Here is a 23,473-nt window from a genome sequence, read left to right as displayed (position 1 = left end):
CGTAAAAGCGGGAACTCGGATGAACACCAGACCTGCTGGGCAGGATTACATCGCGACGTTGGACCTGCTCAGGCTGGCGGCGGCACTTGCGGTTGTGTTTTTTCACTATTTCTTCCGCGGCGCGGCGGCTGAAGGCTACCTTGCCGAGGGCTATCCGCTTGCCGCACCGGTGGCTCTCTACGGCTATCTCGGCGTCAATTTGTTCTTCCTGATCAGCGGCTTCGTCATTGCCTGGTCAGCGGAAAACCGCAGTTGGGACCAGTTTGCGATCGCGCGGTTCGTTCGCCTCTATCCGGGCTTCCTGCTCTGCATGACGATCACCTTCGCGATTATCGCCCTTGCCGGCTCACCGCTGCTTTCAGCCTCGTTCAGCCAGTATGCCGCCAATCTGTCGATGTTTGCGCCAGCCTTCGGCCAACCCTTCATGGACGGCGTCTATTGGTCGATTGTGCTTGAACTGGTTTTCTACGGTTGGGTGACGCTGGCCCTGTTCACCGGGCTCTTCCAGAAACGCAAGCTGGAGCTGATCCTCGTCTGGCTGGCGATCTCGGCCTTGAACGAATTCTTCCTCGGCAGCGGCGCGGTTCGATTGCTGTTCATCACCGAGTTCGGGCCGTTCTTCGCCGCCGGCGTGCTGGTCCACCACCTCCATGCGCATGGCCGTTCACTGCTGGCCCTGCTGCTGCTTGCCGCTGCATTCCTGATCTCCTGCGGCACTCTGTCGGTGACGCAGCATTGGATGCAGAACCACTACGGCATTGCCGTTTCGTCGGCCAATCTGGTCGTTGCCAATATCGTCATGCATGGCGCGCTGATCGGCGCGGTCCTGCTGCGCTGCCGTGTCAGGCCATCCTCACTCACTCTAGCCTTGGGCGGGCTGACCTATCCGCTCTACCTGCTGCACCAGGAGATCGGCTATCTCGCTATCAATGCCGCAGCACCCCTGGTCGGGAAATGGTTTGCCGCCTTTGGCTGCATTGCGCTCATGCTCTCCGCTTCGTGGGCGATCTGGCGCACCTGCGAACGACCCGCGCAGCGGCTGCTGAGGATTTGGCTTGGCCGCGCGGTCGATGCTGGACTGGCTCGATTTCGTCGCGTCTCGGTTAAGGCGCAGCCCGCCGAATGAAAAGGGCGCCTCGCGGCGCCCTCTTCATTGATATCTTGGGCTGCTTACTGCGGCAGCTTGTCGTCGACGCCCTTCACATAGAAGTTCATGCCGAGCAGCGTGCCGTCGTCGGCGACTTCGCCATCCTTCAGCCAAGGCGTGCCGTCCTGCTTGGCAACCGGTCCGGTGAAGGGGTTCCAGCCGCCGGCGATCTTCTTTTCGGTCGCCTCAGCCATCGCCTTCACATCGTCGGGCATGTTGGTGAAGGGGGCGAGCTTGACCGCGCCGTCCTTGATACCAAGCCAGACATTGTCCGGCTTCCAGGTGCCGTCGAGGGCTGCCTGGACCCGGCTGATGTAGTAGGGACCCCATTCGTCGGTAAGTGAGGTCAGCTGCGCGTTCGGCGCGAACTTGATCATGTCGGAGGACTGGCCGAAGCCGTGCAGCTTGCGCTCTTCCGCCACCTGCAGGGCAGCGGTCGAATCGGTGTGCTGGACGATGATGTCGGCGCCTTGGTCGAACAGCGCCTTGGCGGCGTCGGCTTCCTTGCCCGGATCGAACCACGAGTTCACCCAGACGATCTTGGCCTTGAAGTTCGGGTTGATCGACTGTGCACCGAGCATGAAGGAGTTGATGCCCATCACCACTTCGGGGATCGGGAAGGAAACGATGTAGCCGGCAACGCCGGCCTTCGATTCTTTTGCGGCGATCTGGCCGAGCACATAGCGGCCTTCATAGAAACGCGCATTGTAGATGCCGAGATTGTCTGATGTCTTGTAGCCGGTTGCGTGCTCGAACATCACCTTTGGGAATTTCTTGGCGACCTTCACTTCCGGGTCCATGAAGCCAAAGGATGTACCGAAGATGATCTTGCAGCCTTCGCGCGCCAGACGCTCAAAAGCGCGGTCGGCGTCGGGGCCTTCGGAGACGTTTTCGAGATAGGCGGTCTCGACCTTGTCGCCGAGCGCCTTCTCCACCTCGAGACGGCCCTGATCGTGCTGATAGGAATAGCCGAAATCGCCGATCGGGCCGGTATAGACCCAGCAGGCCTTCAGCTTGTCCGCAGCCTCGGCGGTTGCCGCCAGCGATAGGGCGGCGGTCGTGGTCATCAGGGCAATAAGCAGTTTTTTCATTGTGTTACCTCTCTGAGTTAAGCCTTGGAGCTTCCCGTTTGTTTTTGTTGTCAACGATCCGGAACGAATGGCTGCCCCAAGGAAGCCGGCGTGTTCATCATCGTCAGACGCTTGTTGCGCGAGATTAGAACGAGAACCACGACGGTTGCCAGATAGGGCAGCGAAGAAAGGAACTGTGAAGGCACTGGAATGCCAAAAGCCTGTGCATGAAGCTGTCCGATCCACACCGCGCCGAAGATGTAGGCGCCGGCCAGCACCCGCCATGGCCGCCACGAGGCAAACACGACCAGCGCTAGCGCGATCCAGCCGCGGCCGGCACTCATGTTCTCCACCCATTGCGGCGTGTAGACCAGCGACAGGTGGCCGCCGGCGAGGCCGGCACAGGCGCCGCCGAAGATGACCGCGAGATAACGGTAGCGGATGACCTTGATGCCGAGCGCATGCGCCGACGTATGGCTGTCGCCGATCGAGCGCAGCGTCAGCCCGGTACGGGTCTTGAACAGGAACCACATGACGGCAGCGGTCAGGGCAATTGAGATGTAGAAGATCGGATCCTGGCCGAACAGCAATCTGCCGATCACCGGGATCGAGGTCAGGCCAGGGATGTCGATGTTGGGCAGCCGTTCGCCGGGCTGGCCGACGAAGCTGGTGCCCATCATGCCGGATAGGCCGAGACCGAGCAGCGTCAGCGACAGCCCGGTCGCGACCTGGTTGGTGGCCAGCGACAGCGTCATGACGGCAAACAGCAGCGAGAACACCGCGCCCATGGCGATGGCCGCCAGGAGGCCGATCCAGGGCGAGCCCGTGAGATAGCTGGCGCCGAAGCCGCCTACGGCGCCCATGATCATCATGCCTTCGACGCCGAGATTGAGCACGCCGGAGCGCTCGACGACCAGTTCGCCGATCGCCGCGATCAGCAGCGGCGTTGCCGCCGTGGCGATGGTCAGAAGGATGTTTACGGTGATGTCCATCAACGGGCTTCCTTCAACTTTGGCGCGGCTTCGAGTTTCGCGGCATCCTGCGGTTTGGTCAGCGCCAGGCCGATCAGGCGAATGCGGTAGTGGATGAGCGTGTCGCAGCCGAGCACGAAGAACAAAAGCATGCCCTGGAACACCCGCGCCACCTTGTCGGAAATGCCGAGCGCGCTCTGCACCGCTTCGCCGCCGAGATAGGTCAGCGCCAGCACCAGACCGGCGGCGACGATGCCGATTGGGTTGAGGCGGCCAAGGAAGGCCACGATGATGGCGGTGAAACCGTAGCCGGGCGAGATGACGGGCTGCAACTGGCCGATGGCGCCGGAGACTTCCGAGATGCCGGCCAGGCCGGCGAGCGCACCCGACAGCAGGAAGGCGAAGAACACCATCCGGTTGAGGCCGAAGCCGGCGAAGCGCCCTGCCCGCGGGCTTGAGCCCAGTACGCGCACCTCAAAACCTTTCAGCATGCGGCTCATCAGGATCCAGACCAGCACTGCGGCGACCAGCGCGAAGACAAATCCCCAGTTCGCCCGCCCGGCATCCGGCATAAGTTCCGGCAACACGGCCGAGTCGCCGAACTGGATCGTCTGTGGGAAGCCATGGCCCTGCGGATCGCGCCATGGGCCGCGCACCAGCCAGTCGAGGAACAATTGGGCGACATAGACCAGCATCAAGCTGGTCAGGATCTCGTTGGTGCCGAAGCGCGTCTTGAGCAAGGCCGGGATAGCCGCATAGGCGGCACCGCCGACCATGCCGAGCAAAAGCATCAGCGGCAGCACCAGCGGGCCTTCGAACTGCGGAAACAGCACCGGAATGATCGAGCCGACAATGCCACCCAGGATGAACTGGCCTTCGGCGCCGATGTTCCAGATGTTGGCCTTGTAGCAGACCGACAGGCCAACGGCGATCAGGATGAGCGGCGCTGCCTTGATCGCCAGCTCATGCAACTGCCAGACCTGGCTGATCGGTTCGATGAAATAGATATTGAACGCGGTCAGCGGATTGACGCCGAGCAGCGCGAACATGATAGCACCGGCGATGATCGTCAGCGCGAAGGCGATGAACGGCGACAGGGCCGAAAACAGCGCGGAGCGCTGCGGGCGTTTGACGAGTTCGAGGCGCATCATGCCGTCTCCAGCGTGTGTTCGGCGTGACCGGGTTCGGCGCCACCCATCAGCAAACCGACCTTCTCGAAGGTGGCCTCGGCGATCGGCATCGGCTTCGACAGCACGCCATTGTGCATGACGGCGATCGCATCCGATATCTCGAACAGCTCGTCGAGATCCTGGCTGATCACCAGCACCGCCGATCCGCTGCGCGACAACTCGATCAGCGCCTGGCGGATGTGGGCGGCGGCGCCCGCATCGACACCCCAGGTCGGCTGGTTCACCACCAAGACACTTGGCCGGCGATCGAGTTCGCGGCCGACGATGAATTTCTGCAGATTGCCGCCCGAAAGGGCTGCTGCTTCAGGATCCGGCGCGCTCTTGCGCACATCCATCGCCTCGATGATGCGTTGGGCGGCGGCGTAGATGGCGGCGCTCTTGACCATTCCCCCAGTGCCGACAAACGCCTTGCCGTCGGTTGCATGGCGCGACAGCAGCAGGTTCTCGGAAAGCTTCATGCGCGGCGCGGCACCGTGGCCGAGGCGTTCCTCTGGCACGAAGGCGGCACCCAGCAGGCGCCGTCCGGTGATGGTGAGGCCACCTGCGTCCTTGCCGCGGATGCGCACCGAGGCGGCATCCTGCTGCAACACCTCGCCGGAGACGCATTCAAAGAACTCGCCCTGGCCGTTGCCGGCGACGCCCGCGATGCCGATCACCTCGCCGGCCCGGACATTCAGGTTGATGCCCTTGAGCGGGATCGAGAACGGCGTTGCCGGCTTGCGGCTGAGGTTGCGGATTTCGAGCAGCGGTTGCGCCGTGGCGATGCCCTCGACCGGTGCGCGCACCACGGCCTGCACCTCGTTGCCGACCATCATGCGGGCCAGCGAAGAGGCTGTTTCCTCACGCGGGTTGCAGTGGCCGACGACCTTGCCGTGGCGCAGCACGGTGGCGCGGTCGCAGATGCGTTTGACCTCTTCGAGCCGGTGCGAGATGTAGAGGATGGATTTGCCCTCCGAACGCAGACGCTCCAGCGTCTCGAACAGCTTGTCGGCTTCCTGCGGCGTCAGCACCGAGGTCGGTTCGTCGAGGATGATGAGCTGTGGCGTCTGCAGCAGGCAGCGGATGATCTCGATGCGCTGGCGCTCGCCCACCGACAGGTCGCCGACCAGCGATTCAGGATCGAGCGGCAGGCCATAGCTGAAGGAAAGCGCTCTCGCCTTCGCCGCGATGCTGCTGATCGGCGAACCGTCGTCCAGCGACAGCGCGATGTTTTCGGCCGCGGTCAGCGCTTCGAACAGCGAGAAATGCTGGAACACCATGCCGATGCCGAGTTTTTTCGCGACGCCGGGGCTGGAAATCCTGACGGCCTGGCCGTTCCAGAAGATCTCGCCGGCATTGGGCTCCAGCGAGCCGAACAGCATCTTGACCAGCGTCGACTTGCCGGCGCCGTTTTCGCCGAGCAAGGCTTGGATTTCACCTCTGGCGATGTCGAGATCGATATGATCGCACGCCGTCAGCGTGCCGAATATCTTGGTGAGGCCACGGACCTCGAGCAGGTTCGTGCCGTCCTGATTTGCACTCACAGTGCCTCCCATCTGGTTAGCCAGATATGTTCTGTGTTCCCGCAAGCATGGTAGGCGCGGCCGGCTCTCATCGGAAAGCGGCACGCGTCTTGAAAGAGCTTCAAGAATTTCAGCGGAAATTCAAGGATTAGCAAGGCAGAACGGACTAAGGGATGAGAATGGTCGTCCCTGTAGTCCTGCGGCCCTCGAGGTCGGAATGCGCCTTGCCGGCGTCCTTGAGCGCATAGCGCTGGTTGATCTTGATCTTGACGGCGCCACTGAGCACGACTTCGAACAAGGCAGCGGCGGACGCCTCGAGGTCCTCGCGCTTTGCATTGTAGACGAACAGCGTCGGCCGGGTTGCGAACAACGAGCCCTTCTGCGCCAGCAACGACATGCTGAACGGCGGGATCGGTCCGGAGGACTGGCCGAAGCTGACGAACATGCCAAGCGGCCTCAGGCAGTCGAGTGAAGCCGGAAACGTGTCGTTGCCGACCGAATCGTAGACGACATCGCACTTCCTGCCGCCGGTGATGGCGGCGACGCCGGCGACGAAATCCTGTTCCTTGTAGTTGATGACGTGGTCGAAGCCGTGCACCTTGGCGAGTTCGATCTTGTCGGACGAACTGGCGGTGCCGATGACGGTCGCTCCGAGATGTTTCGCCCATTGGCCGAGGATCAGCCCGACGCCGCCGGCCGCGGCATGGAACAGGATCGTGTCGCCGGCTTTCACCTTGAATGTCCGGCGCAGCAGATATTCTGATGTCATGCCTTTCAGCATCATCGCGGCGGCCTGTTCGTCGCTGATGCCATCTGGAACCTTGACGACGCGGCTGGCATCGATGACGCGCTTTTGCGCGTAAGCCCCTGTCGTCACGGCATAGGCGATGCGATCGCCCTGCTTCAGCCAGTCGACGTCCTGGCCCACCTCCAGCACCACGCCGGCGGCTTCGCTGCCTGGCACAAGCGGGAACCCGCCGGGCGGCGGATAAAGGCCCGTGCGATGATAGACATCGATGAAATTGAGGCCGATCGCCGTGTGCCGGATCAGGATCTGCCCCGATCCCGGCTGGCCGGGATCTGTGTCCTCATAGGTCAGGACTTCCGGGCCGCCATGGGCGTGGATACGGATCGCTTTGGACATCGTTAGGCTTCCTTGAGAAAAGTGGCTGATCAGGCCTTTTTGGCACCGAGGTTGGGAAAGAACTGCATGACGCCACCGATGCAGGCAAGGTAGAGCCCGGTGATGGTGATGCCGATCTTGGTGAAGGTGCCGACCTGTTCGCCCAGCACGCCGATCTGATCATAGAAGGCGGCAAGTGCCGCCTGCGCCAGGGCAAGCGCGCCGAAAGCGCACCACAAAAGGGTCATCGCAAGATTGATGCGCCGCAGCCGCACCACACGCACCGGATGGATGAAGTTGATCGGCACGAAAGTCAGAATGCCGGCCGCCACCACCACCGCGAACGAAACCCACTGTCCGGGCTCGATGACGAACAGCGTGAACACCACCATGTTCCAGACCACCGGGAATCCCTTGAAGAAATTCTCCTTCGTCTTCATGCCGGTATCGGCATAGTAGATGGCGCTGGAGACGACGATGATCGCCGCCGACAGGAACGACAGGCCTTCGCCCATGAAGCCGCGCTGATAGAGCGCGAAGGCCGGGATCAGCACATAGGTCACGTAGTCGATGATGTTGTCGAGCAGTTCGCCCGACCAGGTCGGCAGGATCTCCTTGACCTCGAGCTTGCGCGCGATCGGCCCGTCGATGCCGTCGACGAACAGCGCCAGCCCGAGCCACCAGAACATCGCCGTCCAGCGCTCTTCGCTTGCCGCCACCAGCGACAGGAAGGCCAGGAACGAGCCTGATGCGGTCAAGAGATGGACGGAGAACGCCCTTGCCTGCGGCCAGGTGACTTTCTTCTTCGGCCGCGGAATCCGGTCCGTGATCTTCTTGGCGGCTTTTCTGGCCGTTGTGTTCTTGCTCACGGGCCCCGCCAATCCAGCTTGCAGATTTCGGCCGAACGGCCGGCGAAATTCCAGTTGCGGCCGAAAGCCCGCATCTTGCTTTTGTCGGACCTGGCCACGATGATCTCCGGCGCGATCCAGTATTCAGAATTGCTGATCACCGTATCCTTGTCGCGGTCCTTGCCGGGGATGGGTGTCACCGCCCCGTCGATGATCTTCGGTATCTGGAAGATGCGCGTCTTGTCACGCGTCTCATAGGTAATCGGCACCTGCTCGACGCCGAGGAATTTGCCGACCAGGATGGAGAGCAGCGATGTGGTTCCGCCTGCCTTGCCGGTGAAGATCTTCGTCAGCGCCTTGACCGCGTAGACCGAGGCGCGCTTGTCGATGAACAGGCCGGCGGTCCAGTTGCCGCGGCTCATGTAACCGGGGATTTCCATGACCAGCCCAAGATTGAGATTGGACAGGTCGACGTCGCCGAAATGGCCGGCATCGATGCGAAACCCGGCCCAGGTCTGGCAATAGCCTTCGGTTGGCGGATGGTTGCCGAGGGACAGCACGCAAGGGCAAAAAACCGTGCAATTGCAGGAGAGTACAAGCTCTCCCTTCATTGCCCAGTTATGATCTGCCATCGATTTTCCCCCACTCACAGCGAGACTACTAGCAGCGCGGCTGCCCAGACAAGCAGTATCGCACCGGCCAGCCGGGTTGGAACCCTGCTGGCCGTTTGTTTTTCGATCAGGGTGAACAGCCCGATCAGCGCCATCCAGAAGACGTTCATGACGCCGACGGCGAACATCACCAGCATTAACGCCCAGCAGCAGCCGAGGCACCACAGGCCTTGCGTGATGCCAAGCCGGAAGATGCTGGCCGGCCTGGCGCTCCAGTTCGCGAAAAGGATCGAGAACGGGTTCTTGCATTTCTTCAGGCAGGCTTCCTTCAGGCCACTGAACTGATAGAGGCCGGCGACCAGCAGAGCGAGCGCACCGGCAGCGCCGACGACCGGGTCGAGCATCTCGCCTGAAGCGGCGAATGCATGGGCGGCCAGGGTCAGCGCCGCGAACATCACTGAGGCAGCGAGCCAGACGCTGAGGTAACCAGCGACCAGCACCAGCGGATGGACGACTGGTTCGCCCTTGATGCGAGCCGTCTCGGCGATTTCGCAATAGGTGCGGATCATCGGCGCGGCCGAAGGCAGCATCGTTGCGATCGCCATCAGGAACCACATGAAAACGAGCGCGCCGACCTGCAGGCCGAGACTTGCGTCCAGAGGCACCGGCGAGAGGCAGAGCGCAAAGAACCGTTCCAGGAAATCGGGCAGCGGCAATCGCGGCAGATTGCGCAGGATCGTGTCGCCAGGGGTGCTGACGCCTGCAATCCTGCCTTCAGCGCTGCGGATTGCCATCGCGGCAAGAGACAGCCAGGCAAGCAAGATACAGGCGCCGACAACGACGTTTACCGTGACGCGAGGATTTCGTGCGATGTTCGCCATGGCGCGGCCGGCGCGGTCGAGATGGCTGAAGTCGTCTTGCTGGCCGGTCATGTCATTCGAATGGGCCGAATCGCCGCGTTGATCAAGCGGCATGATCTGACCTATATGCTTATCGAACGGCGGGTCGGGTAGACCGCCTCGCACTGCAAGCCGGAAGCCGATCTTGGAGCATGAGCAAACTGCGCGGATACTGGTTGCTGGCACGGGGCCGGCAGGACTGATCGCGGCGCTCGGTTTTGCCGCCGCAGGTTTCCCGGTGACGCTGGTCGGGCCGGAGGCTACTGCCCCCGATGGCCGCACCACGGCCCTGATGAACCCCGCCTTGAAAGTGCTTGAGCGGCTGGGCGTGCTCGAAGACATCAAGCCCAAGGCGGCGCCCCTGAAAGTCATGCGCATCGTCGACGCGACCAGCCGGTTGATCCGCAGCCCGGTCGTCACCTTTCGCGCAAGCGAGATCGATGAGGACCAGTTCGGGCTGAACCTGCCCAACAGCGTGCTCAATCCGGCACTCGCCAGCAAGGTTGCCGCGCATGCCGGCATCGAATGGCTGAAGTCGATGGTGGCGACCTGGCACCTCGATGCCGAGCACGTCCGTGCCGTCCTGAGCGACGGCAGCTCGGTGGATGCATCGCTGGCGGTCGCCGCGGACGGACGCTTGTCGCCGGCGCGCCAGGCAGCCGGCATCTCGACCTCGGCTCGCTCCTATCCGCAGGCGGCTTTTGTCCTCAATTTCCGCCACAGCAGCGACCACGCCTTCACCTCGACGGAATTCCACACCGAAACCGGCCCGTTCACGCAGGTTCCCCTTCCCGGCAATCGCTCGAGCCTGGTTTGGGTGGTGAGGCCCGAGACCGCGACCGAACTCGCCGCATTGGACGATGCGACGCTTTCGATGCGGGTCGAACAGCAGATGCAGTCGATGCTGGGCCGGGTGACGATCGAGCCGGGCCGGCAGATCTATCCGCTTTCGGCGGTGACGCCGCTGCGTTTCGCGCGAGACCGTGTGGCGTTGGTCGGCGAAGCCGCCCATGTGTTTCCGCCGATCGGCGCGCAAGGCCTCAATCTCGGCATCAGGGATGTCGACGATCTGATTGGAATCGCTTGTGAAAATCGGAGCGATCCCGGCGCCGCCAAGGCCTTGGCAGCCTATGACTTCAAGCGTCGGCCCGATATTCTGGCGCGCAGCAGCGCGGTCACCCTGCTCAACATGTCGCTGCTATCCGACATGCTGCCGGCGCAGATGGCCCGCGTTGCCGGGCTCGGCGCGCTCGGTGGCTTCGCGCCGCTTCGCGCCTTTTTCATGCGCGAGGGACTTCGTCCCGGCAGCGGTTTCGCGGCACTGGCCGGCGGCCTGCGAAGGCCGGCACGCTGACAGCGAATTTCCGAACGTTTCCGATAATCTGCGTCATCGACATCGTCGCGTGCTGCAAACCTTTGCATCGCGTCCTGCGTAGCTTAGAGGCGCGCTTGGACGCTTCGGGATTGAATTGATGAGCCGTCTGCGCCAAATAAGCTCAAGGAATTCAGTGGTGAGTACGATGAAAACAGCCAAATTCGCAATCGGACAGGTGGTTCGCCACCGGCTGTTTCCATTCCGGGGCATCATTTTCGACGTCGATCCGCAATTCGCCAACACCGACGAATGGTACGAAGCCATCCCCGCCGACGTTAGGCCGCGCAAGGATCAACCTTTCTACCATCTGCTCGCCGAGAATTCGGAGACCGAATACATCGCCTATGTCTCCGAGCAGAATCTGCTCGAGGATCAGTCGGGTGAACCGGTCCGGCATCCGCAGATCAAGGAGATGTTCGACAAGAAGCCGGATGGGGGCTACCAGCCGAAACGGCAGTCGAGGCATTGACCCACCAGGGTCACAAAAAAAGCGGGGCATGATCCCGCTTTTTTATTGGCTCGGCGATATCGGCCGATCAGTTGGCGGTCTTCGCCTTGTCCTGCTCTTCCTTGAGCTTCTTGGCGAAATCCTGGTTGTTCTTGGCGACGAAGTCCTGAAGCTTCTTCTGCCGGTCCTCGATGTCCGACTGCTGCAGCGCCGGGCCGTCATAGGCGCCGCTGAAGCCCTGCAGGGCGATCTTGATCGGGTTGGGCTGGTTCTGGAAATTGACGGAGGTCAGCGTGATCGCCTGGCCTTTCTTGAACGAGGCGACAAGCTGATCGGTCAGCGGCACTTCGGCCACGCAACGATCCGGGAAGCAAATCACATAGTCGAGCTTCTGCGCCTTGCCGGTGTCGATCTGCAGGCCGATGCCGGGAGGCACCAGACGACCGGTTGGGACCGTCACCTGGAACACCTTGCGGTTCACTTTGCCCTTGAGCTCGATCAAGCTGACGCCGGTGACCAGCTGGCCATTGCCGGCGGTGGTGATGTTCTGGACATTGCAGATGTCGACGTCTTCCTGCTTGGTGCAGGCCTTGAACCAGCCTTGCGGAATCTGCTGTTGCTGCTGTGCGGAAGCAGCGGGAAGTCCTGCGCCCAGAAAGCCGATCACGCCAGCGGCCATGACCGACAGGCGGTACGCGTTGCTGTTCAGGCTCGTCATGTCGTGCACTTCCTCTCAAATGATCCCGGGACCGGCTTCTTCGTGCCGTGTGGTCCAGCTACCTGTTGCCGAAATGAGGCAACAGAATGACTTCGGAGGGCGTGTTACACTGCAAGCGAGGCCGAATCCAGCCCGACGTGAGCAATTGTTGAGCGCGCGGTTGGCTGGCGCGCAGCCGCCTCATGCTAGGGTGCACACCGAATCATCAAGCCGACCCAGTAAGGAGACGGTCATGGGCCGCGTTCTTGTTTGGCTGATCACCGCGATATCGTTTCTCGCACTTTCGCATCAGCCGGCCGCATCGGAGCCGAAGCACGCGATCGCCATGCAGGGCGAACCGGCGCTGCCGCCCGACTACACGCATTTCAACTACGTCAATCCCGATGCGCCGAAGGGTGGCTCGATCACCTATTGCGTCGTCGGCAGCTTCGACAATCTCAACCCTTTCATCCTCAAGAGCCTGCGCACGACGGCGCGCGGCATGATGGACACGATCTTCGGCAATCTGGTTTTCGAACCGCTGATGCAGCGCAATGCCGACGAGGCTTTCACGCTCTACGGGCTGCTGGCCGACACGGCCGACATGGATCCCGAGCGCAAGAGCATCGAATTCCACCTCAATCCGAAAGCCAAGTGGTCGGACGGCCAGCCGGTGACGCCGGAGGACGTGCTGTTCAGCTATGACGTCTACACCGAGAAAGGGCGACCGCCCTACAGCGACCGCATGGCCAGGGTCGCCAAGCTCGAAAAGACCGGCGACCACAGTGTGCGCTTCACCTTCAACGACAAGGCCGATCGCGAATTCCCGCTGATCATCGCGCTGACGCCGATCATCCCGAAGCACGCCTTCGACAAGGAGACCTTCGACAAGACGACGCTGAAGCCGGTGATCGGCAGTGGTCCCTATACGATCGCGCAGGTACAGCCCGGCCAGCGCATCGTGTTCAAGCGCAACCCGGATTACTGGGGCAAGGATGTCCCTGCCAAGCGCGGTTTCGACAATTACGACCAGATCACCATCGAGTATTTCCTCAACGCCAACGCCAAGCTCGAAGCGTTCAAGAAAGGCCTTTGCGCCATCGACGATGACAGCGACCCGGTCAAGCGCGAGCGCGATCTCGATTTTCCGGCCTTCCACAAGGGCGATGTGGTCGCGCAAACCTTCGACACCGGCATTCCGCCCGTCGTGACCGGCTTCCTGTTCAACACAAGGCTGCAGAAATTCGCCAATCCGGCCGTGCGGCGCGCGCTCGGCATGCTCTACGACTTCGAATGGGCCAACAAGAACCTGTTTGGCGGCAAATACACGCGCACGATGAGTTACTGGCAGAATTCGGAGCTTTCCGCGATCGGTCATCCGGCCGACGACAGGGAGAAGGCGCTTCTGGCGCCCTACCCCGGCCGCGTGCCGGCCAATGTCATGGACGGCACGTATCGGCCACCGGTGACTGACGGATCCGGCCAGGACCGCCGCGTGCTGAAGGCAGCCTTCGATCTCTTGAAAAGCGCCGGTTATCATGTGCAGGACGGGATAATGCTCGATGCCGAGGGCAAACCTTTCGGTTTCGAGATACTGACCGCCTCGCAGGACGAGGAGCGCCTTGCCGGCATCTACCAGCGCACGCTGGAGAAGATCGGCATCAATGTCACCATTCGCAGCCTTGACGGCGATCAGATCCAGTCGCGCAAGCAGCGCTTCGATTTCGAGGTCCTGGTTGGATCGAGCGGCTTCAACAATTCGCTGTCGCCCGGCATCGAGCAGACCGGGCGTTGGAGTTCGGCCGCGGCCAGGACGGAAGGCTCGTTCAATCTTGCCGGCGTCGCCGATCCGGCGGTGGACGCGGCAATCGAAGCGATGCTGCGCGCCCGCTCGAAGGAGGATTATGTCGCTGCGGTTCGCGTTCTCGACCGGCTGCTGATCTCCGGCAACTACATGGTGCCGATGCAGCACAACACGCAGCAATGGATTGCTTACTGGAACTATCTGGAACATCCGCAAAAGACGCCCATATTTGGCTATCAACTGCCGACCTGGTGGCGCAAGCCAAATTGAAGATACAGGAGATCGAGATGAGCGAGATGAACGCCATCACCGTCGATGTGGTGTCCGATGTGGTCTGCCCATGGTGCTTCATCGGGCAGAAGCGGCTCGACAGAGCGATCGCGGCTGTCGGCGATGTTGACGTGCATATTCGCTGGCGGCCATTCCAGCTCGATCCGACCATTCCGCCGCAAGGCAAGGATCGCCACGAATACATGCTGGCCAAGTTCGGCAGTGACGAGCGTATCCGCGAGATTCATGGCCGCATCGAGCCGCTCGGCGAAGTCGAAGGCATCTCCTTCGCCTTCGACACCATCAAGGTAGCGCCGAACACGCTGGATGCGCACCGCCTGATCCGCTGGGCGGGTGCCGCCGGCGAAGCCGTGCAGAACAGGCTTGTGCGCCGGCTGTTCCAGCTGAATTTCGAGGAAGGCGCCAACATCGGCGACCATGCCGTTCTGATCGAAGCCGCGCGCGAGGCCGGCATGGACGCGTCCGTCGTTGCCACGCTTTTGCCGACTGACGCCGATGTCGAGGCGGTTCGCACCGAGATCGCCACCGCGTCGCGAATGGGCATATCTGGCGTGCCGTGCTTCCTGCTCGAGGGCAAATACGCGGTCATGGGCGCGCAGGATGCCGATACCCTGGCTGATGCCATTCGCCAGGTGGCGGCTGCCAAGGCGCGCGGCGAATTGGAAAAGGTCGGCTGAGGCCGGCCACCTTCTCCTTTCCCGACAGGAGCAAGTCTTACTTCACCGTCACCTTGGCCTTGCTGATGAAAAATCCATGGCCGTTTGTGGCCGTGCAGGTCAGTCCCTTGGTTGACGACTGGCACGAGAACGGTCCTGCGCTCCAGCTGTTGCCGTAGCCAAGCTTGTCGACATCGCTGCAGCAGCCTTGCTCGCCTGGGTTTTTGATCAGTGTCGCCGGTCCCTTGGGGCCCAGGATGATGGTGACATAGCTCGGCTCGACGCGCGAGCAACTCAATTCCGGGCCGCCATCCTTCGGCTCATAGGTGCTGGTGCCGCCTTTCGCCGTGTAGATGCAGCCGATGTTGCCGGATGGCGTGTTGAACTCGATCTGGCCGTCGGCGCTTGCCGGGATGCCCTGCTCGGCGGCATGGGCCAAAGGTACAGAGGCAAATAGGGGCAGCCAGGCGAAGAGGAACAGGATTGCGGCCGAGCGTGCAAGCATTGGGAGCTTCCTTGTTGGAGAACCGGACATGCATGAGTGTCGACAATGCCAGGCAAGGTTCAATCCCGAACGGATGAATTGTCAAACGCAGTTCCTGAGCTGACCCGACAAGACGGAACGCGCCGCTCGGACGATTTTCCGGTCACTTCCTGCCTCCGGCAAGGACGATAACGGCAAGCCTGGCGAGGTCACGAACGGCAAATTTTCCGATGTTCGGGCCAGCCCGCTCTGAGAAAATCGCTCGATCCGTACGATTTCGAGTTCACAAAACCGTGCGATAACCTTCCCTAAGGGAAGCTTCATCGACGGCATGTCTCCGCAGATCAAGCGTTTGAAATCAATAACGATATCCTGATTTTTGCCGGCTGTTGTCGCTATATTTCGGCGTGTCATCTGTTGCCTCTTGGCAACGGCCGTTGGGTGTAATCAGTTTGGCCAGCTTTAAAAATTAATGGAAAATGATCAATTGGTGTTACCATCCGTAACAAAAGAAAAAAGGTTTGGGCGGGATCGTGATTCGGGTCGGTAGACCATCGCAAGAGTCAGTACCGGAAAAAACACCTCGCGATGCCGCAGGGCGATCGCTTCTGACGCCGGTATCGTCGATGCGCAGCTTCTGGGGCCTGATGCGGGCCTACTGGGTCTCGGACCGCTGGAAAGAAGCCTGGACACTGACGCTGGTGATTGCGCTGCTCACCGCGCTGTCCAGCAAGGCCGGTGTCTGGTTCGCCGAAGCCTCCGGCGAACTGGTCAACTCGATCGCCTTCTTCCATGATGCGGCCAACACCACGCCGCTTCGCTCGCTGCTGGTCAATGCCGGCATCCTCGTCCTGCTGGTCCTGCTCAAGGACGCCGGCTTCACTGGCATCCGCAACCTTGTCTCAGCGACATTGCACCGCAAATGGCGCGGCTGGCTGGACAGCCGCTTCAATGAAGCGTTGCTGGATGGCAATCATACGCATTTCCATGCGCAGCATGCGTCGACCGGCAGCGGCGCGCCCGCCCCCGACAATATCGATCAGCGCGTCCAGGAATCCATCAAGGACATGACCGGCGGCGCCATCGGGCTCGCCATGGGCGTGCTGGGCGTCGCCACTTCGCTCTATTTCGTCGGCCAGAAGCTGCTCGAAAACTCCGTCGAGGTGAAGGGGCTGGAGTTCCTCGGCAACTATGGCAGCGCTGTCCTCGCCTTCCTGGCCGTCGCCACCTATGTGCCGCTGAACACATGGATCGCGGTCAAGCTCGGCGGCCTGCTCGAGCGCCTCAACGTCAGGATGCAGCAAGCCGAGGGCAGCTATCGCGGCGAGCTGACGACGTTCCTGCGCCGCAGCTTCCATGTCGCGGCGTCTCAGGGCGAAGGCGTGCAAAGGACCATGCATGGCCGGCTCTATGTCGATATCGACGGCACCTGGACGCGGCTGAACATCGTCAACACGGTCTACATGTCGTTCGAGCTGATCTACAATTTCATCGGCGCCCGCATTGTCGCCTACGGACCGGGCCTGGTGCCGTTCATCCACAACGGCCTTGATCTCAAGGGCTACATAACCGGCTCCGAACTGGTCAATTCGTTGATCGGCCAGTGTTCGTGGTTCATCCACGTCATGCCCGCCATCGCCACGCTGCGCGCCAACAGCCAGCGTGTCACCGAGCTGGCCAATGCGATCGAGAATGTCCAGCATCCGCAGGAATTCTACAGCCAGACCGGCCGCTCCGACTTCCACTATGCCAGCCAGAACCCGGTTTTCGGTCTGACCATCCAGAAGCTCGAACTGGCGCATCAGGGCGAGGATGCGACGCCCTTCCTCAGTGCCGCCAATTTGCGCTTCCGGCGCGGCGAATGGACCTTCCTGAAAGGCGAGTCCGGTTGCGGCAAGACTTCGCTGATCAAGGCGATCAACGGCCTGTGGCCCTATGGCCGCGGCACCATTGTCTTCCCCGAAGGCGTCAAGAGTTTCTATGCTGCCCAGGAGGTCAAGCTGCAGCCGGTGTCGCTGAAACAGCTAGTCTGCCTGCCCGGCTCCGAGCACGACCATGGCGACGCGCAGGTCGCATCAGCGCTGCACAAGGCCGGCCTGGGCGACTTTATCGAGCACATGGCCGACGAAAACCGCGAAGGCAAAAGCTGGGATCAGGTCCTGTCGGGTGGCCAGAAACAGAAGCTGGTGGTGGCCCGCATCGTGCTGCAGCAACCGGGATTACTGTTCCTCGACGAGGCAACCGGCGCGCTCGACCCCGATGGCAAAATTGCTTTCCACCAGGCCATCAAGGACAACTGCCCCGATGTCACGGTGATCAGCGTCATGCACGAGGCGGTGGCGCCGCGATCGATGACCGGCAGCGAATTCTATCACAGCATCGTCGCGATCGCCGACGGCGTCGCCACCAAGAAGCCGCTGGTTCCGACCCTGCCTGTGGAACTCACCACCATTCTCGCGCAGCCAAGGCCGGTCCCAAGGCCGGTCGAGGACAAGTGGCTGCGTTTCTCGCGCCGGCTAAAGCAGAAATAAAGACGCTCTGATCCGAGCCGGCCGTGTCATGCGGCGGCCTGCGATCACAGTCGCGCGATCTCGGCAACCCGCCGGCATTTTCCTTCCTCACCGCGATTGACACGGCAAGGCGCGCTCCTATGTTGCGCCCGCTTGCAGACAGTCAAACGCGAACCCGCAAGCGGAAAGGTCACCGCGCCATGCCTGGCGACAGTCACAGTCGAACGCAACCGCCGTCCGCCTAGACGTGACCTCTAATGGTTCATGTCCTGCCGGACGGCAAGGAGTGAGCCATGAACGAATTTACCGCCGTAGCGAGCGACGAGGCCGTCGCCATCGCCCGTATCCTAGCCAATGATCACGTCGCCGACATTGTCGAGGCCCTGAACAGGGAGCCGCGGGAAACCGCGACGGAACTGCTTTGTGAAGTGACGTTCGAGCGGCTGGTCGAGATCTTCGACCAGCCCGAACTCGACGGCGCGTCCGAACTCATGGAGGCGCTGCCGCGCGCCAAGGCGGGCAAGCTGCTCACCGCCATGTCGGTCGACCGCGCCGCCGACATCCTGCGCGAGCTCGACGAGCCGGCCCGTTCCGAGCTGCTCGGCGGGCTTGCACCACCGCTGCGCGTAACGCTGCTTTCCATTCTCGGTTATCCCGAAGGCAGTGCCGCATCGATCATGACGACGGAGTTCGTCAGCGTACCCTCGGACTGGACCGTGGGCCGCACGCTCGACTACATCCGCAAGGTCGAGCGGACGCGCGAGACCGTCTACGCGATCTATATCGTCGATCCGGAAACGCACCTGCTTGTGCGGTCGACCGGCCTGCGCCGGCTGATCACCGGTGAGCCGGACGACTCGATCATGACGGTGGCGCCGGATCGTGTTCCGGTGACGGTCAGCCCGCTGACCGATCGCGAAACCCTGGCACAGACGATCTCCAAATACGATCTGCTTGCCGTCCCGGTCGTCGATCACGGCAAGATCCTCGGCATCGTCACCATCGACGACATCATCGACACGATGATCGAGGAGACGACCGAGGACGTCCATCGTTTCGGCGGCATGGAAGCCCTCGACGAGCCGTATATGAAGATGAGCTTCCTCGCCATGATCAAGAAGCGCGGCGGCTGGCTGTGCGCGCTGTTCATCTCAGAGATGCTGACGGCCAACGCCATGCAAAGCTATGAGGGCGAGTTGGAGAAGGCGATCGTGCTGACGCTGTTCATCCCGTTGATCATGAGCTCGGGCGGCAATTCCGGCTCGCAGGCGACGTCGCTCGTCATCCGGGCGCTGGCGCTGCGCGAGATCGGTCTTCGTGACTGGTGGCGGGTGGCGCTGCGCGAACTGCCGACTGGCCTCGTGCTCGGCGCCATGCTGGGCGTGGTCGGCATCTGCCGCATCGCGCTCTGGCAATATATGGGCTTCTACGACTATGGCCCGCACTGGCCGCTGATCGCCACGACGGTCGGCGCGGCACTGGTCGGTATCGTCACCTTCGGTTCGCTGTCGGGGTCGATGCTGCCGTTCGCCTTGAAACGCATCGGCTTCGATCCGGCCAGCGCATCGGCCCCGTTCGTCGCCACGCTGGTCGATGTCACCGGGCTGGTGATCTATTTCTCGGTGGCGCTGGTGATCCTGCGCGGAACGCTGCTCTGAGCGGCACACCTGTCTCCGCCGCCGGCCATCGCCGGCGGGGGTTCCGACCTTCCCTGTGTCAGGCCTGCCTGCCATAGATCGCGTCGCGCAGTGCATCGGGGAAGGCGCCCGTCATGCCTGATATGGCGGTGTTGGTCAGCGTCACCACCGTCAGGTCGAGCGTCGGATCCACGAACCAGGAATGACCGTAGACACCGCCCCAGCGCCAGGTGCCGGCGGCCTGGGGCGTCGACGCGGCAAGCGGGTCGCGCAGGACGCCAAATCCGAGACCCCAGCCCCAGCCGGGCATGGTGGTCTCCAGGCCCGCTATTGCGTCCGTGGTCATAGCCGCTGCCGTTTCGGGGCGGATGACCGATCCACCCCTGGAACGCAGCGCCTCAAGAAGCTTGAGGACGTCGCCGGCGGTGCCGTTCATGCCGGTGCCGCCCGAGGCGAAAGACGCGGGATCGAAGACGCGCCCAGGCGAAAATGAGATGGCGCCATCGCCGAAGGGCACGCGATGTTGCTCGCCCATGGCGATGGCCTTGCCGGGTCCATCGGCGTAAGGCGTCACCAGCCGCGATCGATCGCGCACGACAAAGGCTGCGTCATCCATGCCGAGCGGCTGGACGACCAGGCGATCGACCAGCTCCGGCAGGGTGGCGCCAGTGGCTCTCGCCATGGCCTCGCCCAGCACATCCATCGCCACCGAATAGCCCCAGCCCGTTCCCGGCACATAGGACAGCGGCACCGAGGCGATGCGGCTGAGGTTCTCGGCCATCGAAAGGCCGGGCTGGTCAAGACCGTCGGAGATCCCGGCGCGATGATAGGGTCCGTCGGCTGCCTCGCGGAAGCCGTAGCTCAGGCCGGCGGTATGCGTCAGCAGCTGTCGCAGGGTGATGACGGGCTCGCTGCCGTCCGCCAGTTTCGGTTGGAATTCAGGGATGAATTTCGTCGTGGGATCGTCGAGGCCGATCACGCCGGCTTCGACAAGCGCAAGTGCCGCGGTCGCGACGACGGGTTTGGTCACCGACGCCAGCCGGAAGATCGCGTCCGCCGCCATCGGTTTCTTGGATTCGCGGTCCGCAAGGCCGGTGGCGCGGCTGTACAGGATTTCGCCGCGTCGGGCGACAAGGATCACGGCGCCGACAATGCGCTCCTCCTCGACAGCCCTGTCGACGACCTGATCGACGCGTCCGCCAAAGTCATGGTCGAGCGGTGCGGGCATTGATTGCTCCCTTGGCGACGAGCCAACCGGCATCAGCCGACGCGCTCGCCGTCCTTCACGCGATAGGTCGGCTTGTACATGGTGACCAGTTCTTCCGCCGCTGTCGGATGCACCGCCATTGTCCGGTCGAAATCATCCTTGGTCAGCCCGGCTTTCAGCGGAATGGCGAGAAGCTGCGCCATCTCGCCGGCATCCGGCCCCAATATGTGGGCGCCAAGCACTTTCTTCGACGCGCCATCGACCACCAGCTTCATCAGCATTTTCTCGTCGCGCCCGGACAGCGTGTGCCGCATCGGCCGGAATGTCGCGCGGTAGATCTCGATGTCGGGGAAGCGTTTGACGGCATCGTCCTCAGACAGGCCGACGGTGCCGATCTCCGGCTGTGAAAACACTGCGGTCGCGATCGTCTCGTGGTCGGGTGCGGTCGGGTTTCCCTTGAAGGCGGTTTCGATGAAACACATCGCCTCGTGGATCGCCACCGGCGTCAGTTGTACGCGGTTGGTGACGTCGCCGATCGCCCAGATGTTGTCGACGTTGGTGCGCGAGTATTCGTCGACCGCGATCGCGCCGGTCTTGGTCATCTCCAGACCGATGCCTTCCAGGCCCATATTCTCGGTGTTGGGAATGCGGCCGATGGCCAGCATCACCTGGTCGACCGTCAGCACCTTGCCGCCGCTGACGAGCGCGTCGAGCCGGCCGTCCGGCCGCTTGCGCACCCATTCGGATACGGAATGGCAGAGGATCTTTATCCCCTTCTTCTCCATCGTCTCGTGCAGCATGCGCCGCAGATCCATGTCGAAGCGGCTGAGGATCTCCTTGCCGCGATAGACCAGCGTGGTGTCGACGCCGAGGCCGTGGAAGATGTTGGCGAATTCGACGGCGATGTAGCCGCCGCCTTCGATCATGATCGCCTTGGGCAGCTCCTTGAGGTCGAAAGCCTCGTTGGAAAAGATGCAATGTTCGTGGCCGGGCAGCGCCGGATGCGCCGCCGGGCGGCCGCCGGTGGCGATCAGGATCTGGTCTGATGTGACGGTGCGATCTTCGCTGAGAAGATGCACCACATGCGGGTCGACGATCATGGCGCGCGAATGAAAAGCCTCGCCGCCGGCGCCCTCGACGTTCCTCTTGTAGATCGCCTCCAGCCGGCTGATCTCGCGATCCTTGTTGGCAACCAGCGTCTGCCAGTCGAAACTGGCTTCCGGCACCGTCCAGCCATAGCCGGCGGCATCGGCAAAATGCTCGGGAAATTGCGAGGCATAGACATAGAGTTTTTTCGGCACGCAGCCGCGGATGACGCAGGTGCCGCCATAGCGGTATTCCTCGGCGATGCCGACGCGCTTGCCGAGCGCGGCCGCCACGCGCGCCGCGCGCACCCCGCCCGAGCCGCCGCCGATGACGAAAAGATCGTAGTCGTAACCGGCCATGACGCGGCTCCCTAGGCTTCAGAAATGTGAGAGACAGGTAGGCCGCAAAACGTCAAAAGAAAAGCCCGGACAAGCCGGGCTTTTGCTGATGGCCGCTTGAGCATGATCCCGAAAAGTGGAATCCGGTTTTCTCGGACAAACGGAAACCGTTTGTCCAGAGATCATGCTCAAATAAAGAGCTAGAGCCCCAGGGCTCTAGGCCGTTTTGAAATGCAGGATCAGTTGTTGTCCGCGGGGGCCGCACCATCGGCCGGTGCTGCGTCATCCGCCGGAGCGGCTCCGTCCGCGGGCGCCGCTGGTGCTGCCTGCGCCTTTGCCTTGGCGGCAGCCGCCAACGTTTCGCCGACCTGCTGGGCAAGATCGCGACCGAGGCCGTTCTGCCAGATGTCGGCTGCCTTGACCAGGTCGCGGGTCACCGTCGGGCCGCTGTCGAGCAGCTTCTTGCCCGAATCGGAATTGTAGAAGGCGGCGATATCGGTCAGTTCCTTTTCGGAGAACACTTTTGCGTAAGCGAGTGCTGCTTCCTTCTCGAGGTCAGCGCGGCGCGAAGCCAGCGCCAGCGCCTTCTCGCTGATCGTCTTGCCGATCAGTTCCTGCATGTCCGGGTTCTTCTGGATGAGCTGCGACTCAAGCGCGGCGGCCGCCTGCGGCAGGATGTTGTCGAACGGGTCGGTCGCGTGGATCGCCGCGACGGCCGCGCGGGCGGCCTTCAGGTGCGATTCCGTGACATCCTGTGAAAACGCCGGCGAAGAGAAGGCAAGAACGGCCGAGGCCGCCAGAACGGCGCAAAGGCTGCGAACCCGGTTATGCAACATCATGATCGGTAGAACTCCCTGGTTTTCGGGCGGCATGGACGGTTTGTATACCGTCGCCGCCGGCGATGATGGCCGCTGAAGCCAGCCCGATGAAAAGACCATGCTCGACCACGCCCGGAATGGCGTGGAGAGCATTCGAAAGCGCTCTTGTATCCGGAATGCGGCCAAAAGATGCATCGAGGATAAAATGGCCGCCGTCTGTAACAAAAGCCTGGCCCCCCGTCATCCTCAATATAACCGGACCGGAAAGGCCGAGCTGTTCAGCCGCGGCGCCAATCGCGATTTCGGTTGCGCGCAGGCCGAACTTGTTGACTTCGATCGGCAGGGGAAAACGGCCGAGCGTCTCGACCATCTTCGACCGGTCGGCAATGACGATCATGCGCTGGGACGCCGCGGCGACGATCTTCTCGCGCAGCAGCGCGCCGCCGCCGCCCTTGATCAGGGTCAGCTCCGGATCGACTTCGTCGGCGCCGTCGACGGTGAGGTCGAGCTCGGGTGTTTCCTCCAGCGTCGACAACGGCACGCCAAGCTCACGGCAGAGCAACGCGGTGCGCTCCGAAGTCGGCACGCCGACGATGGTCATGCCGGTGGCGACCTTTTCGGCTAGCAGCCGCACGAACTCTTCGGCCGTGGTGCCGGTGCCGATGCCGAGCCGCATGCCGTCGCTCACATGGGCGAGCGCCGCCCGTGCGGCTTCGACCTTCAATTGCCTTGCATCCATGCCGCTTGCTGCCCCGAAACCT

21 protein-coding genes are annotated in these 23,473 nt (G+C 62.3%); 7 read left to right on the top strand and 14 right to left on the bottom strand.

Features of this window, described 5'->3' with window-relative positions; all coding sequences use genetic code 11:
* Positions 1 to 19: 19 nt before the first annotated feature.
* A complete protein-coding gene (locus C8D77_RS30745) occupies positions 20 to 1,126 on the top strand; it encodes an acyltransferase family protein (RefSeq protein WP_109671268.1) in 1,107 nt (368 codons plus the stop codon).
* A 44-nt stretch (positions 1,127 to 1,170) separates the two neighbouring features.
* Here the strand turns inward: C8D77_RS30745 and C8D77_RS30740 are convergent, their stop codons facing one another.
* From C8D77_RS30740 to C8D77_RS30705, 8 genes are all read right to left on the bottom strand, one after another.
* Positions 1,171 to 2,238 (bottom strand): BMP family ABC transporter substrate-binding protein, encoded by a 1,068-nt coding sequence (locus C8D77_RS30740; protein ID WP_109671267.1) that lies wholly within the window; start codon positions 2,236 to 2,238, stop codon positions 1,171 to 1,173.
* Between the two features lie 50 nt (positions 2,239 to 2,288).
* Entirely contained in the window at positions 2,289 to 3,209 is a 921-nt protein-coding gene (locus C8D77_RS30735; RefSeq protein ID WP_109671266.1) for an ABC transporter permease, read from the bottom strand.
* Entirely contained in the window at positions 3,209 to 4,339 is a 1,131-nt protein-coding gene (locus C8D77_RS30730) for an ABC transporter permease (protein ID WP_109671265.1), read from the bottom strand. The genes C8D77_RS30735 and C8D77_RS30730 overlap by 1 nt, the downstream gene beginning before the upstream one ends.
* Complete coding sequence (locus tag C8D77_RS30725; protein ID WP_170136863.1) at positions 4,336 to 5,913, bottom strand: ABC transporter ATP-binding protein; 1,578 nt, start codon at positions 5,911 to 5,913, stop codon at positions 4,336 to 4,338. Before C8D77_RS30725 ends, C8D77_RS30730 begins: the two co-directional genes overlap by 4 nt.
* 133 nt (positions 5,914 to 6,046) lie before the next feature.
* Positions 6,047 to 7,024, bottom strand: coding sequence for a quinone oxidoreductase family protein (locus tag C8D77_RS30720; protein WP_109671264.1), 978 nt, complete (start codon positions 7,022 to 7,024; stop codon positions 6,047 to 6,049).
* A gap of 29 nt (positions 7,025 to 7,053) precedes the next feature.
* Positions 7,054 to 7,872 carry a phosphatidylcholine synthase gene (gene pcsA / locus C8D77_RS30715; protein WP_109671263.1) on the bottom strand — a complete coding sequence of 273 codons (819 nt, stop codon included), beginning with the start codon at positions 7,870 to 7,872 and terminating at the stop codon, positions 7,054 to 7,056.
* Positions 7,869 to 8,483, bottom strand: a complete 615-nt coding sequence (locus tag C8D77_RS30710) for a DUF1326 domain-containing protein (RefSeq protein WP_109671262.1) — start codon at positions 8,481 to 8,483, stop codon at positions 7,869 to 7,871. The genes pcsA and C8D77_RS30710 overlap by 4 nt, the downstream gene beginning before the upstream one ends.
* Before the next feature lie 14 nt (positions 8,484 to 8,497).
* Entirely contained in the window at positions 8,498 to 9,436 is a 939-nt protein-coding gene (locus tag C8D77_RS30705) for a DUF2182 domain-containing protein (protein WP_109671261.1), read from the bottom strand.
* Positions 9,437 to 9,506: 70 nt separating this feature from the next.
* Between C8D77_RS30705 and C8D77_RS30700 the strand changes: the two genes are divergently transcribed.
* Together C8D77_RS30700 and hspQ are read left to right on the top strand one after the other, a co-directional pair.
* Positions 9,507 to 10,715, top strand: a complete 1,209-nt coding sequence (locus C8D77_RS30700; RefSeq protein ID WP_109671260.1) for a UbiH/UbiF family hydroxylase — start codon at positions 9,507 to 9,509, stop codon at positions 10,713 to 10,715.
* A 166-nt stretch (positions 10,716 to 10,881) separates the two neighbouring features.
* The gene (gene hspQ, locus C8D77_RS30695) at positions 10,882 to 11,205 is read left to right on the top strand and encodes a heat shock protein HspQ (protein WP_056587784.1); all 324 of its coding nucleotides are present in this window, start codon (positions 10,882 to 10,884) and stop codon (positions 11,203 to 11,205) included.
* 67 nt (positions 11,206 to 11,272) lie between these two features.
* Here hspQ and C8D77_RS30690 read toward each other — a convergent pair whose 3' ends face one another.
* On the bottom strand, positions 11,273 to 11,902 hold the full coding sequence (locus C8D77_RS30690) for an invasion associated locus B family protein (protein WP_109671259.1): 630 nt from the start codon (positions 11,900 to 11,902) through the stop codon (positions 11,273 to 11,275).
* A 232-nt stretch (positions 11,903 to 12,134) separates the two neighbouring features.
* Here C8D77_RS30690 and C8D77_RS30685 point away from each other — a divergent pair, with 232 nt between their 5' ends.
* Both C8D77_RS30685 and C8D77_RS30680 read left to right on the top strand, forming a co-directional pair.
* On the top strand, positions 12,135 to 13,955 hold the full coding sequence (locus tag C8D77_RS30685) for an extracellular solute-binding protein (protein ID WP_109671258.1): 1,821 nt from the start codon (positions 12,135 to 12,137) through the stop codon (positions 13,953 to 13,955).
* Positions 13,956 to 13,972: 17 nt separating this feature from the next.
* Positions 13,973 to 14,653 (top strand): DsbA family oxidoreductase, encoded by a 681-nt coding sequence (locus C8D77_RS30680; protein ID WP_109671335.1) that lies wholly within the window; start codon positions 13,973 to 13,975, stop codon positions 14,651 to 14,653.
* A 37-nt stretch (positions 14,654 to 14,690) separates the two neighbouring features.
* Here the strand turns inward: C8D77_RS30680 and C8D77_RS30675 are convergent, their stop codons facing one another.
* Positions 14,691 to 15,137, bottom strand: coding sequence for a hypothetical protein (locus C8D77_RS30675; RefSeq protein WP_109671257.1), 447 nt, complete (start codon positions 15,135 to 15,137; stop codon positions 14,691 to 14,693).
* A gap of 605 nt (positions 15,138 to 15,742) precedes the next feature.
* On the opposite strand from C8D77_RS30675, the gene C8D77_RS30670 reads away from it, so the two are divergent.
* Both C8D77_RS30670 and mgtE read left to right on the top strand, forming a co-directional pair.
* Positions 15,743 to 17,647 (top strand): ABC transporter ATP-binding protein/permease, encoded by a 1,905-nt coding sequence (locus C8D77_RS30670; RefSeq protein ID WP_164548693.1) that lies wholly within the window; start codon positions 15,743 to 15,745, stop codon positions 17,645 to 17,647.
* A 272-nt stretch (positions 17,648 to 17,919) separates the two neighbouring features.
* Positions 17,920 to 19,284: a magnesium transporter gene (gene mgtE / locus C8D77_RS30665; protein ID WP_109671256.1), complete on the top strand. Its 1,365-nt coding sequence runs from the start codon at positions 17,920 to 17,922 to the stop codon at positions 19,282 to 19,284.
* A gap of 58 nt (positions 19,285 to 19,342) precedes the next feature.
* Here the strand turns inward: mgtE and C8D77_RS30660 are convergent, their stop codons facing one another.
* From C8D77_RS30660 to rpiA, 4 genes are all read right to left on the bottom strand, one after another.
* Positions 19,343 to 20,491, bottom strand: a complete 1,149-nt coding sequence (locus C8D77_RS30660; RefSeq protein ID WP_109671255.1) for a serine hydrolase domain-containing protein — start codon at positions 20,489 to 20,491, stop codon at positions 19,343 to 19,345.
* Between the two features lie 32 nt (positions 20,492 to 20,523).
* Positions 20,524 to 21,915, bottom strand: a complete 1,392-nt coding sequence (gene gor / locus C8D77_RS30655; RefSeq protein ID WP_109671254.1) for a glutathione-disulfide reductase — start codon at positions 21,913 to 21,915, stop codon at positions 20,524 to 20,526.
* Between the two features lie 218 nt (positions 21,916 to 22,133).
* A complete protein-coding gene (locus C8D77_RS30650; RefSeq protein ID WP_109671253.1) occupies positions 22,134 to 22,733 on the bottom strand; it encodes a DUF2059 domain-containing protein in 600 nt (199 codons plus the stop codon).
* Complete coding sequence (gene rpiA, locus C8D77_RS30645) at positions 22,720 to 23,451, bottom strand: ribose-5-phosphate isomerase RpiA (protein WP_109671252.1); 732 nt, start codon at positions 23,449 to 23,451, stop codon at positions 22,720 to 22,722. Before rpiA ends, C8D77_RS30650 begins: the two co-directional genes overlap by 14 nt.
* Positions 23,452 to 23,473: the final 22 nt, after the last annotated feature.

Source organism: Mesorhizobium loti (assembly GCF_003148495.1).
Classification (GTDB): Bacteria; Pseudomonadota; Alphaproteobacteria; order Rhizobiales; family Rhizobiaceae; genus Mesorhizobium; species Mesorhizobium loti.
Note: the sequence above shows the minus strand (reverse complement) of the source record. Positions and strands in the feature narration are given on the sequence as shown.